The organism is Phenylobacterium sp. (assembly GCF_041919955.1).
Classification (GTDB): domain Bacteria; phylum Pseudomonadota; class Alphaproteobacteria; order Caulobacterales; family Caulobacteraceae; genus Phenylobacterium.
In genome coordinates, this window is record NZ_JAYRSU010000017.1 from 1 (window position 1) to 11,413 (window position 11,413).

An 11,413-nucleotide genomic window follows, 5' to 3' on the forward strand; every position below is an offset into this window, starting at 1 on the left:
GCGGAGATGCGGGTCTGGAAGTAGTTGTAGAAGATAACGGACGGGATAGCGGCGAAGAGACCGATACCGGTGGCCAGCAGCGCTTCGGCGATACCGGGGGCGACGACGGCCAGGTTGGTGGTGTTGGTGTTCGCGATGCCGATGAAGGAGTTCATGATCCCGTACACGGTGCCGAACAGACCGATGAACGGACCCGACGAACCGACCGAGGCCAGGAACTGCATGCCGCTCGACAGACGCTTGCTGAGCGAGGCTTGAACCGCGCCGACCGCGGCTTCCGCACGGTGCAGGGTGGTTTCACGGTGAGCGCCGTTCACGGCCAGGCCGGCTTGACGCGACAGTTCGACTTCCTGGGTCGCCGCGGCGGCCATGTCGGCCAGCGGGTTGCCTTCGAACTCTTCCGAAGCGGCGATACGGCCCATGTCGTTGACCGACTTGGCGCCACGGAAGGCTTCGACGAAGCGGTCCGAGGTGCGGTTCAGCGAGCCGAACTCGAGGAGCTTGGTGACCAGCAGGGTCCACGACAGGACCGAGGCCAGCACTAGGCCGATCATGACGACCTTAACGACCGGTTCGGCGTCAAGGAACATCTGCATGACGGTCAGCTTGCCGGCATGTTCGATCTTGGCCGGTTCGACGTCGGCGCCGGGAGCGGCGGCGTCGGCGGCCGGAGCGGCGGCGGCGTCAGCCGCGGGAGCAGCCGGGGCGGCCGCGGCGTCGGCGGCGGCCGGAGCGGCCGGGGCGGCGGCTTCCTGCGCGAACGCCGGCGCGCTCGCCATCAGCGCGACCGCGCCGATGAGAGCGATGAAAGGGGTCTTTCGTTTATTGTCGAGCATCTGTCGCCAGTTCCTGATTGGTCTAGCACGTTTGGACCGAAGGGTCGTCGCGCGAGAGCGTCTCCTACCCTAACTAAATAAGCCCGTCGTCCAGACCGGTTTGCACTGGCCAGGACGCGAGAGCCGCTTCGCTGCGCCCGACCCGTGGCGCCTATTTCCACGTACGTGAAACTGGGCGTTCGGATACGGGAGCGACTTCTCGCTCCCGGGAGGGAGCTGAAAGTCTTACCGCTATGTTAGACGTGCGGCAGGGGTCCTTTGGCAACCCCTTTTCCAAGCGTCAAGAGGGCATACTTGGGGGTGCGGCCCCAAGAAACCTTCGGCCGCGCGCCCTATGCTGCAGCGCACAACAACCTGACCAAGTAATCGGCCGGAAAAATCCAGTTCCCGGCCAAATTTTATGCTGCATTGCAGCGAAACTGATCGAACGCCGGTCTTAAAATATGGCAAGCCCGCCTGACGTTTTGGCGAGCCCCGCATCAATTTAAGTCACCGATCCGTCGCGCCGGGGACATGGAAGCGCGAGCCCCCCGAGTCAACCGGCGTTCGGCCATGCGGATCGCGCGGAGAGGCCACCGTGTCCTGGGCGCCATGCCATGGCCCCGCGCCGGGGGCTCAGCCTTGCGCGACGCGCCCATAAAGCCGTCCGGGACGCGGATCGACGAGCGCGTCCAGCAGCCGGCCCATCGCCTCGCGCGGCGCGCCGGCGGCCGAAACGGCCTGCCAGCTGCGATAGGCCTCTGCATCCGACCAGAGGCCTATGACCAGATACTCGCCGTCGCCGGCGAGGTCCTTAACCAGTTCAGCGCCCAGGAAGCCTTGAATCTGGCGCGGACGGCTCAGCATCCCTGTCTCGGCGAAGGCGGCCTCGAAATCGGCCTCCCTGCCCGGCTTGACCTGGAAGCGGATGACGCTGCGGACCTGACTCACAGGCGATTGACCACGATCTCGCCGCCGCGGGCGATCAGGTCTATCCGCTCGCCCTGGCCGTTCAGGACGCCGATATCCGCCAGCGGGTCGCCATCGACCAGCAGCAGGTCGGCGTGGGCGCCGGGGGCGAGCACGCCCAGCTTGCCCGCCTGACCGAGCAGCTCGGCGTTGACCAGGGTCGCCGAGGCGATGATCTCCGCCGCCGGCAGGACCTGGGCGCGCAGGACGAACTCCTTGGATTGGGCCGGATGGGTCTCGCCCAGCAGGTCGGTGCCGAAGCCCATCTTCACCCCTGCCCGCTTTGCGATCTCCAGCGCGCCGAGCCCGGCGCCGAACACGGCGTCCAGCTTCTTAAGGCTCTCCTCGGGGAATCGCAGCTTCTTCCCGAACTCGGCGATCTGGTCGTAGGTGACCAGTGTCGGGACCAGGTAGCAGCCCTGCTGCGCCATGAATTTCGCCGAGGCCTCGTCAATGAGGTTTCCGTGCTCGATCGAGCGCACGCCGGCCCTCACCGCCCGCTCGATGGCCTCGGGGATGTAGGCATGGGCGAAGGCGTAGGTGCGCCGCGCCTGCGCCTCCTCCACCGCGGCGCGGATCTCGGCCTCGGTGTACTGCACCATGTCGATCGGGTCGGAGGGCGTGGCCACCCCGCCGCCGGCCATCACCTTGATCTGGTGCGCGCCGGCCTTCAGCTCCTCACGTACCGCCTTGCGGACCGCGTCGACCCCGTCGGCGACATGGCTGAACGCCGAGGACTTGATATCGCAGGCGCAGAGCTGCGGGTGCTGGCTGACGCCCGAGGAATCGCCGTGGCCGCCGGTCTGACTGATGACCCGGCCCGAGCGAAACACTCGCGGCCCCTTCACCAGCCCACGGTCGAGGGCGTTGGTGATGCCCGGGTCCATGCCCCCGGCGTCGCGCACCGTGGTGAAGCCTCGGCGCAGCATGCCTTCCAGGACGAACTTGGTCTCGATGGCGATCCAGGAGGTCTGGCGCCGGCCCATGGCGGCCAGGTCCATGGTGGTGATCGCCGCGTGCACGTGGGCGTCGATCAGACCCGGCATCAGGGTACGGCCTCCGGCGTCGATGACCGTGACGCCCTCGCCCGCGCTCAGCGCCCGGCCGTCTTCGGCGACCTCCATCACCTTGCCCGCCTCGACCCGAATGGACGCCCCGCCGCGAAGCTCGCCCGCAGCGACGTCCAGCAGCTTGGCGTTGCAGATGATGAAGTCGGTCATGGCTCGCTCCCAGGGTGATCGGACGCGACTAACAGAGTTCCCAAAGGGAAGGCGACCGCCCTTGCATGCCATCATGGCGCCCAGGCGGCGACCGGGCCATAAGACTCCCATGTCCCGCCCCGACCCTGTCGACGCCCGCAAGTCCTCGTTCGACGCGGTGGTCGACGAACGGACCCGCCTGCTGGTGCTGGGCAGCCTGCCGGGCGAGGCCTCGCTGGCGCGAAGCCAGTATTACGCGCATCCGCAGAACCAGTTCTGGCGTCTGATCGGCGCCGTGGTCGGACGCGACCTCGTCGCCCTTTCCTATGAAGAGAGACTGCGGGCTCTTCTGAAATCGGGCGTCGGGCTATGGGACGTCGTGCGTTCGGCACGGCGGACGGGCAGTCTCGACACGGCGATCCGCGACCACGAGCCCAACGCACTGCCTGATTTCTGCGCCGCCCTGCCCGAGCTGCGGGCCGTCGCCTTCAACGGCGGCAAGGCCTCGGCTCTAGGCCGCAAGGCGCTGACCGAAGGCCCCTGCCTCATCACCCTGCCCTCGAGCAGCCCGGCGCATACGATGGCGTACGAGCGCAAGCTGGCGCAGTGGCTTCAGCTGCGAGCGTATCTGAACTGAAGGGAAAGATGGTGCCTGGGGGCGGATTCGAACCACCGACACGCGGATTTTCAATCCGCTGCTCTACCAACTGAGCTACCCAGGCCCTGGGCCGTTCCACCCATCTCGACGGGCGGCGAAGCAGTCCCGCCTGCGCGGGAGCCGCGTCTATAGAAGAGGCGTTCGCGCCTGTCCAGCGGGCGATTTCAGTCTTCTTCGTTTCCGTCGCCCTCGGCTTCGTCGTCCGTAGTCGGAATGGCGTAGCGCCCCGTCAGCCAGCGCTGAAGGTCGACGTCCGCGCAACGCTTCGAGCAGAACGGGCGGTACTCCGGCTGGGCCGGCTTTCCGCAGATCGGGCACGGCGCGCTCACAGCGGTCTCACGTCGAAGCGTTCACGGCGCAGGCCTGGGTCAGGCCGCAGCGAAAATCGCGCGCCGATCTTGCCGACCAGCTGATCGGCCAGCGGCTTGGCCGCATCTGCAACCGAGGCCGCACAGGTCGCAGCCAGGCGCGCGCCCGGCTGGCTCATCGCCTCGTTCTCGACGGCGCGGATCAGCCGCAGGGCCAGGGTGCGATCCGACAGCGCGCCGCTGGCGTCGCACAGAATGTCTCGCAACGGCGTCGTCCGGCGCGGGATCGTCATCTCCATGGTGCCGAACCGTCCCACGGGCCCGATTGCGACGCCTGGGTTGTCCGGCCCGAAGGCGGCGCGCGCGGCGGTCAGCAGCGCATTGCCGTCATGGCCGCGCCCGACCAGATCGAAGACCACGATGCCGCCCATGCCCTTCAGCCGCAGCAGGCGCGCGGCGGTCGACAACGCGGCCATGTTGGCGTGGCGAGTGACGCGCTTGACGTCATTGCCCTTGCGCTCGCCGATGTCCACGTCGACCGACACCAGTGCCCGGGTCTGCTCGATGGCGATGTCGCCGCCGCCCGGCAGGCGATGGATCGTCTCCAGCACCTCGGCCTCGGCCTCGTCGGCGACCTGGCGCGCCTCGCGCCCCTCGACGATCTCGGTGTCGCGCGCGAAGGCCTGGAGCTGTTCGGAAAGGCTCGGCGCCACGGCCAGCAGCCGCGGCGCGCCCTGGGCCGGGCCGATGGCGCGCACGGTGGCGAGCTTGCCGGCTCGCGGTTCGGTGCGGATCTCGACCTCGAGCGCCGCGCCTTCCACCGGCCGCGCGTCGGGCTTGAACGAGAGCAGCGCCTCGACGCCGCCCAGATCGACGAAGGCCGAGGCGAAGGCCGGCTCGACCTTGCGCACCCGCCCCACGTGCCGCGCGCCAAGGCGCGTGCTCAGGTCGTCCCCGTCGCGCTCGATCAACAGCCGCTCGGGTTCGCCATCCAGCAGGACGACGCCGCGGCTTTCGCCGATGGAGCGATCGAGGAAAAGCGTACGCTGGCTCATGCGACGGCGAAGCCCTGACCGCGGAGAAGGTTCACGGTCTCGTAGAGCGGCAGCCCGACGACCGCCGGATAGGAGCCCTGAAGCGAGATCACGAAGGCGCCGGCATGGCCCTGGATCGCATAGCCGCCAGCCTTGCCCAGGCCCTCGCCGCCGGCGAGATAGCCTGCGATCTCGTCGTGCGAGAGCCGCTTGAAGACCAGGCGGCTCTCGATCAGGCGGCTGGCCATGCGCCCGCCGGGCGCGGCGACCGCAACGCCGGTGAGCACGCGATGAGCGCGGCCCGACAGCAGTTCCAGGCAGCGACGCCCATCGGCCTCGTCCTCGACCTTAGGCAGGATGCGACGGCCGACGGCGACCACCGTGTCGGCGGCCAGCACATAATCGCCCGGCCGCGCGGCCGCGACCTTGGCGGCCTTCGCGATCGCCAGGCGCAGCGCCGTCTGGCGCGGTGTTTCGGTTTTGAGAGGGGTCTCGTCGATCTCGGCGGCGGCGACCTCGTCGGGAACGAGACCGATCTGGCGCAGGAGATCCAGCCGCCTGGGGCTTGCGGACGCGAGCACCAGGCGCTGCGGCTGCGGCGTGGCCAAGCGGCCTAGCGCACGCGGAAGGTGATGCGGCCCTTGGTCAGGTCGTAGGGCGTCATCTCGACCAGCACCTTGTCGCCGGCCGAGACGCGGATGCGGTTCTTGCGCATCTTGCCGGCCGTGTGAGCGATGATCTCGTGGTCGTTCTCGAGCTTCACGCGGAAGGTCGCGTTGGGCAGGACTTCGCTGACCGTGCCCGGAAACTCCAAAAGCTCTTCTTTCGCCATGCAGGCTCCCAAGTGGTGTTTGAATCACGACAGGCCCGCCCACGGAATCGCGATGCGGACCTGACGTACGAATTATAGCGCAGAGCGCTTTACGCGCTCAGCGCGCCAAAGGCTAGCGCGGGAAACGCTCTGCGATCTTCCGCGCCAGGCTGTCGCGCACCTCGCGATAGGCCGCCAGCCGCGCCTCGCGCGATCCGTCGGCCTGGGTCGGATCGAAGGTCGGCCAGTACTCGATCTCCGCGGCGCGGCCGCGCGTCATCTCAACCGCCCGGTGCTGAGCCTCTGGCGTCAGCGAGATGACGAGATCGAAGGAGGCGTCCTCCAGGTCGTCGAAGGTCTTGGGCTGGTGCGCCGCCAGGTCGACCGAAATCTCGGCCATCACCGACTGCACGAAGGGGTCGGCGCCCTCGCCGTCGACCCGCTCGCGCCGCAAGCCGCAGCTGTCGACATAGATGCGGTCGCCCATCGCCCGTTTCAACAGCGCCTCGGCCATGGGCGAACGCACGCGGTTGAAGTTGCAGGCGAACAGCACCGCGCCTGGCAGGCGCGGACGGGATGCGTCAGCGGACATGCCTAGCCCCGCCAGTGCAGCGCACAGATCAGGGTGAAGAGCCGGCGCGCAGTGTCGAGGTCGGTCTCGATCTTGCCCTGCAGCCGCACGCGCAGCAGCTCGGACGCCTCGTTGTGCAGACCGCGCCGACCCATGTCCAAGGCCTCGATCTGCTGGGGCGAGGAATTGCGGATCGCCTGATAGTAGCTCTCGCAGATCATGAAATAGTCTTTGATCAGGCTGCGGAACGGCGACAGCGACAGGATGTGGCGCTTCTCGTACTCGGGCCCGCGCACGTCGAGGACCAGGCGATTCTCCATGAGTCCCATGTGAAGGTCGTAGGGGCCCTGCTCGGCGCCCTCGGGCGCGAAGTAGTTCTCTTCCAGCAGGTCGAAGATCGCGATCTGCCGTTCCTGCTCCTGGTCGCGCGACACCGCGGCGAGCGATTGCTCGTCGATCTCAACGGACTGCAGGCGATGCTTGGTTCGGTCGTCGTCGGCCATGGCGCTTGGGAGAAGGCTTGACCGAGCTTTATTGCAAACCGCCCCCCAACGTCATCCCCCCGGTCGCGCTCTTGCGCGCTTCCCGCCAGAAAAGATCGCCGGCGTGTTCGCCGTGCGCCGTTCGACGGCCGCAAGGCGGCCCCGGACGGTGACGTCCGGGGCCGGCAGGAAGGCTAGGCCTTCGGCTTAGTAGCGAGCGTACTGGTAGCCCGCGGGTTGGACATAGGCGCCGTGGACATAGCCAACGCCGACGCCGCCCTGCCCCACCAGGATCCAGTCGCTGTTGGCCACCCGGGCCATGGCCTGGAACTGCTGGCCGGCCCGCAGCGACCCCACACGGGCCGAACCGGTGGTCGGCGCGGCGCGCAGGTTCACGGTGGAGTTGGCGACGAAAGCGCCGCCGTCACGGACGTAGCGGGCCGGGGCGATGTCGCCGCTCAGGCGGTAACCGCCCTGGGTGTAGGTGGCCGGGCGATAGGAACCGCCGCCCTGATAGGCGTAGTCGCCGCGGGCGGCCGCGTCGCGCTGCATCTTGCAGCCCACCCACGAACCGGTGGCCGCGCCGGCCACGGCGCCGATGGCGGTGCCCGTGCCGCGGTCGTTCTTGGCCAGGTTCGAGCCGGCCGCCGCGCCCAGTAGGGCGCCGATCAGCGCGCCGCCGGCCTGCTTGCCGCCGGGGGCGTCGCAGCTGACGATCGACCCGGGGCCGCCGCCGGTCGGGGTGCGATACTGTTGGGCGCTGGCCGCGCCGGCGGCGCCCGCCGCGATCATGCCGCCCAGGGCCGCCACGGTCGCGCCGCGCATCAGCTTGGAAGTCTTCAGAGTGCGCATTGCTGGTCTCCGTCTTTGCAATCTCTTGCGAGGCCGGTGCGGCCCCGATGACGGACACCCTAGCGAGGCCTAGCTGAACGGCCTCCGGAACGCGATTGTCAGAAACCGTTCAGCTTGACTGGCCAAGTCGGATCGCCGCCGAGCGGGCGTGGGCGGGCAAGCCCTCGGCGTCGGCCAAGGCCACGGTATGAGGGCCCAGCACCGCGAACGAGGCGGCGTCGCACTTCACGATCGAGGTGCGCTTGATGAAGTCGTACAGCGACAGGCCAGACGAGAATCGCGCCGCCCGGCTGGTCGGCAGCACGTGGTTGGAACCGGCCACGTAGTCGCCAATCGCCTCCGGCGTCACGCGCCCCAGGAAGATCGCGCCGGCGTGGCGAACCTGATCGGACAGCCGTTCCGGGCTTTCCATGGCGAACTCGACGTGCTCGGGCGCGATCAGGTCGACCAGAGCCGGGGCTTGGTCCAAGGGGGCGATCACCACCGCACCGTGGTCGCGCCAAGACGCAGCGGCGTCCGCCCCTGTCGTCAGGGTGGCGAGTTGCTCCTGCACCGCCGCTTCGACAGCGGACGCGAAGGCCTCGTCGTCAGTGATCAGGATCGACTGGGCCGCCGGATCGTGCTCGGCCTGGCTCAGCAGGTCGGCGGCGATCCAGTCGGGCCGATTGGCGCTGTCGGCCACCACCACGATCTCGGACGGCCCGGCCAGGGCGTCGATGCCGACCGTGCCGTAGACCCGGCGCTTGGCTGCGGTGACGTAGGCGTTGCCGGGTCCGACGATCTTGTCGACCGGCTTGATCGGCCCCGCGCCATAGGCGAGGGCCGCCACGGCCTGGGCGCCGCCGACCCGCCAGATCTCAGTCACGCCGGCCTCCTTCGCGGCGGCCAGCACCGCCGGCTGCAGGCGGCCCGGCGGCGTGACCATGGCGATGCGCTCCACGCCCGCCACCTTGGCCGGCAAGGCGTTCATCAGCACGGTGGACGGATAGGCGGCGCGGCCACCCGGCACATAGATCCCGACCGCCTCAAGCGCGGTCCAGCGCCAGCCCAGCTCGACCCCAGCCTCGTCCTTGAAGGCCATGTCGGCGGGGCGCTGGCGGGCGTGATAGGCGGCGATCCGATGGGCGGCGAAGGCGATAGCTTCGCGTACCTGGACCGGGCACTCGGCTGCGCCGGCCTCGATCTCCTCGGTCGAGACGCGGATGTTGCTTTCGTCGATCTCGACCTTGTCGAATTGGCGCGCGAAGCGCAGCAGCGCCGCCATGCCCTCCGCCCGGACGGCGGCCACCACGTCGCGGACGGCCGCGTCGACCTCTTCCGGCGTCTCGCGACGCTCATCGACAAAGGCGGCGAAGGCGGCCGAAAAGCCGGGATCGGAGAAGGAAAAGCGGCGCATGGCGCGCTCTTTAAACGCCAAGGCCTTGCAGGGCTAGGCCTGCGCTATGTCTCGTGGCGCGGCGTGCGGGGGGTCGGCCAAGGCGCGCTGACGTCGGCCAGGATCACGTCCAGGCATTCGACCTGCGCGCGCAGGTCGCCGCCGCCGGCGAAGGTGAAGGTCACCGCCCCGCCGGGCGCCTCGCCCGGTTCGAACTCGACATTCAGCAGTTCGACGACCGCATCCTTTGCGTTGCGGCGCAGCTTGCGGGCCTGCACCTTCAGCACCGAGCCGACCTGCAGCGCCGCGCGCACTCGCTCGCCGCCCTTGGCCTCCCAGCGGTAGCGGTTGAACGCCAGGGTCAGGCGCCGAGCCGCCGGCTCGTAAGATATGTCGCCGATCTTGCCCACGGCGTCCTGCAGGGCCGCGGCCACGACCTTCAGGTCCTCGGCGTCCTGGGCCAGCAGCTTCAGGGCGGTCGCTTGCGTCATGCTAGTCCTCGGCCTCGCCGTCACCCTTGATGCGGCGCACGTTCGCGCCGCACGCGCTGAGCTTTTCTTCCAGGCGCTCGAAGCCCCTGTCCAGATGATAGACGCGGCCGACCATGGTCTCGCCGCGCGCCGCCAGGGCCGCGATCACCAGGCTGACCGAGGCGCGCAGATCCGTGGCCATCACCGGCGCGCCCTCCAGGGTCTCGACCCCGCGCACCCGCGCCTCGCCGCCGGACACGGCGATGTCGGCGCCCAGCCGCGCCAGTTCCGGAGCGTGCATGAAGCGGTTCTCGAAGATGGTCTCCTTGATCACGCTCTCGCCGTCGGCAAGCGTCATCAGCGCCATGAACTGAGCCTGCAGGTCGGTCGCGAAGCCCGGATACGGATCGGTCTCGATCTCCACCGCCTTCAGCCGCGCCCCGTTGCGCCGGATGGTCATGCCGTCGTTGTGACGCGTCACCTCCACGCCCGCCTCGACCATCTTGTCCAGCAGCGAGTCGATGAAGTCGCTGCGGGTCTTGCGAAGCCGCACCTCTCCTCCGGCCATGGCCGCGGCCAGGGCGTAGGTGCCGGTTTCGATGCGGTCGGGAATCACGGAGTGAGTTGCGCCGTGCAGGCGCTCGACGCCCTCGATCGTCACGCGCGAGGCGCCGGCGCCATAGACTTTCGCGCCCATGGCGTTCAGACAGTCGGCAAGATCGACCAGTTCCGGCTCGCAGGCGGCGTTGTTCAGCACCGTCTGGCCCTTGGCCAGCACGGCGGCCAGCATGGCGTGCTCGGTCGCCCCGACCGAGACGAACGGGAAGTCGATCTGCGCGCCGGTCAGGCCGCGCGGGGCCTGGGCGTAGACATATCCCTCGTGCAGGTCGATCGAGGCGCCCAGCATCCGCAGCGCCTCCAGGTGCAGGTCCACCGGCCGCGCCCCGATGGTGCAGCCCCCTGGCAGTGAGACCTTGGCGTGACCGGTGCGCGCGATCAGCGGCCCCAGCACATTGAACGAGGCCCGCATCTGGCGGACCAAATCGTAGGACGCGAAGGCGCTGACGATCTCGCGGGTATGCAACACGGTTTCGGCGCCGTCCGGCCCGTCCTGCTCGATCACCTCGGTCCCCAGCCGCTGCAGCAGCCGCGCCAGGAAGCGGGTATCGGCCAGGCGCGGCATGTTGGTGAGCCGCAGCGGTTCGTCGGTGAGAAGGCTGGCCGCCATCAGCTTGATGGCGGAATTCTTGGCGCCGCTGATGGCGATCTCGCCGTGCAGCCGCGCGCCGCCGGTGATGGCGATGCGATCCAATCTCGTCCCTCGACGGGCGACGCGCGGGCGCGCGCATCCAGCCCTTTGCCGCTATCTAGCCTGCGGCCGAACGCTGCGGAAGCCGCCTGCCTTCACGAGCGCTTGTCCGAATCGTCCGCCTTCGAAGCAGGCTCGGGCGCCGGCTTAGGCGCGGCCTTGCGGCGCCTAAGGTTGGCGCGCAGCGCCGCCGCCAGTTTCGCCTCGCGTTCGTCAGCCGGGGTTTTATCGTGTTTTCCCATGGTTTGGCGGGGGTGCGGCCAGACGGCCCACAGGTCAAGCGCAGTTTCTGCATATTGGGGCTTTCCACCGGCGACGGGTTTGGCTATAGCCCCCGCCTCGCCTTTCGCCGCCGTAGCTCAGTGGTAGAGCGCATCCTTGGTAAGGCTGAGGTCGGCAGTTCAATCCTGCCCGGCGGCACCATGGTCCTCTAAGTGTTTCAAGCACTTAGAGGACCACCAGGCTCTCCCGAAATCAAACTGCGGGCCGGTTCATCACCGGGGTGTCAGCGTGCGTCATTCCGCGCTCGGAACTCGCCATCCAGCGCCAATCGTTGCGAT

Annotated in this window: 14 protein-coding genes and 2 tRNA genes; 2 read left to right on the top strand and 14 right to left on the bottom strand. The window is 68.7% G+C overall.

Annotated elements, in window-relative coordinates:
• From ACE3T2_RS14430 to ACE3T2_RS14440, 3 genes are all read right to left on the bottom strand, one after another.
• Positions 1–836, bottom strand: an 836-nt coding sequence (locus ACE3T2_RS14430) for a MotA/TolQ/ExbB proton channel family protein (protein ID WP_374658540.1), incomplete at its 3' end; no start/stop codon positions are given.
• Positions 837–1,451: 615 nt separating this feature from the next.
• Complete coding sequence (locus tag ACE3T2_RS14435) at positions 1,452–1,766, bottom strand: antibiotic biosynthesis monooxygenase (protein ID WP_374658542.1); 315 nt, start codon at positions 1,764–1,766, stop codon at positions 1,452–1,454.
• Positions 1,763–3,004: an amidohydrolase family protein gene (locus ACE3T2_RS14440; protein WP_374658544.1), complete on the bottom strand. Its 1,242-nt coding sequence runs from the start codon at positions 3,002–3,004 to the stop codon at positions 1,763–1,765. The genes ACE3T2_RS14435 and ACE3T2_RS14440 overlap by 4 nt, the downstream gene beginning before the upstream one ends.
• A gap of 109 nt (positions 3,005–3,113) precedes the next feature.
• On the opposite strand from ACE3T2_RS14440, the gene ACE3T2_RS14445 reads away from it, so the two are divergent.
• A complete protein-coding gene (locus ACE3T2_RS14445; RefSeq protein ID WP_374658546.1) occupies positions 3,114–3,620 on the top strand; it encodes a DNA-deoxyinosine glycosylase in 507 nt (168 codons plus the stop codon).
• Positions 3,621–3,629: 9 nt separating this feature from the next.
• On the opposite strand, the gene ACE3T2_RS14450 is transcribed toward ACE3T2_RS14445, so the two are convergent.
• The 11 genes from ACE3T2_RS14450 to murA all read right to left on the bottom strand — a co-directional run bounded on the left by ACE3T2_RS14450 (position 3,630) and on the right by murA (position 10,856).
• A tRNA-Phe gene (locus tag ACE3T2_RS14450) sits at positions 3,630–3,705 on the bottom strand.
• Positions 3,706–3,805: 100 nt separating this feature from the next.
• Positions 3,806–3,970, bottom strand: coding sequence for a DNA gyrase inhibitor YacG (yacG, locus tag ACE3T2_RS14455; RefSeq protein WP_374658548.1), 165 nt, complete (start codon positions 3,968–3,970; stop codon positions 3,806–3,808).
• A complete protein-coding gene (locus ACE3T2_RS14460; protein ID WP_374658550.1) occupies positions 3,967–5,004 on the bottom strand; it encodes a ribonuclease E/G in 1,038 nt (345 codons plus the stop codon). The genes yacG and ACE3T2_RS14460 overlap by 4 nt, the downstream gene beginning before the upstream one ends.
• The gene (locus ACE3T2_RS14465) at positions 5,001–5,591 is read right to left on the bottom strand and encodes a nucleoside triphosphate pyrophosphatase (RefSeq protein WP_374658552.1); all 591 of its coding nucleotides are present in this window, start codon (positions 5,589–5,591) and stop codon (positions 5,001–5,003) included. The genes ACE3T2_RS14460 and ACE3T2_RS14465 overlap by 4 nt, the downstream gene beginning before the upstream one ends.
• Positions 5,592–5,596: 5 nt before the next feature.
• Positions 5,597–5,815 (bottom strand): translation initiation factor IF-1, encoded by a 219-nt coding sequence (infA, locus tag ACE3T2_RS14470; RefSeq protein ID WP_111458197.1) that lies wholly within the window; start codon positions 5,813–5,815, stop codon positions 5,597–5,599.
• 112 nt (positions 5,816–5,927) lie between these two features.
• Positions 5,928–6,386, bottom strand: coding sequence for a low molecular weight phosphatase family protein (locus ACE3T2_RS14475; protein ID WP_374658554.1), 459 nt, complete (start codon positions 6,384–6,386; stop codon positions 5,928–5,930).
• Between the two features lie 2 nt (positions 6,387–6,388).
• Positions 6,389–6,868, bottom strand: a complete 480-nt coding sequence (locus ACE3T2_RS14480; RefSeq protein ID WP_374658556.1) for a UPF0262 family protein — start codon at positions 6,866–6,868, stop codon at positions 6,389–6,391.
• Positions 6,869–7,054: 186 nt separating this feature from the next.
• Positions 7,055–7,699, bottom strand: a complete 645-nt coding sequence (locus tag ACE3T2_RS14485; RefSeq protein ID WP_374658558.1) for an SH3 domain-containing protein — start codon at positions 7,697–7,699, stop codon at positions 7,055–7,057.
• 109 nt (positions 7,700–7,808) lie between these two features.
• Positions 7,809–9,095 carry a histidinol dehydrogenase gene (gene hisD / locus ACE3T2_RS14490; RefSeq protein ID WP_374658560.1) on the bottom strand — a complete coding sequence of 429 codons (1,287 nt, stop codon included), beginning with the start codon at positions 9,093–9,095 and terminating at the stop codon, positions 7,809–7,811.
• A gap of 44 nt (positions 9,096–9,139) precedes the next feature.
• Positions 9,140–9,565, bottom strand: a complete 426-nt coding sequence (locus ACE3T2_RS14495) for a DUF2948 family protein (protein ID WP_374658562.1) — start codon at positions 9,563–9,565, stop codon at positions 9,140–9,142.
• A gap of 1 nt (position 9,566) precedes the next feature.
• Positions 9,567–10,856 (bottom strand): UDP-N-acetylglucosamine 1-carboxyvinyltransferase, encoded by a 1,290-nt coding sequence (gene murA, locus ACE3T2_RS14500; RefSeq protein ID WP_374658564.1) that lies wholly within the window; start codon positions 10,854–10,856, stop codon positions 9,567–9,569.
• 345 nt (positions 10,857–11,201) lie between these two features.
• Between murA and ACE3T2_RS14505 the strand changes: the two genes are divergently transcribed.
• Positions 11,202–11,276, top strand: a tRNA-Thr gene (locus tag ACE3T2_RS14505).
• The last annotated feature ends 137 nt before the right edge of the window (positions 11,277–11,413 follow it).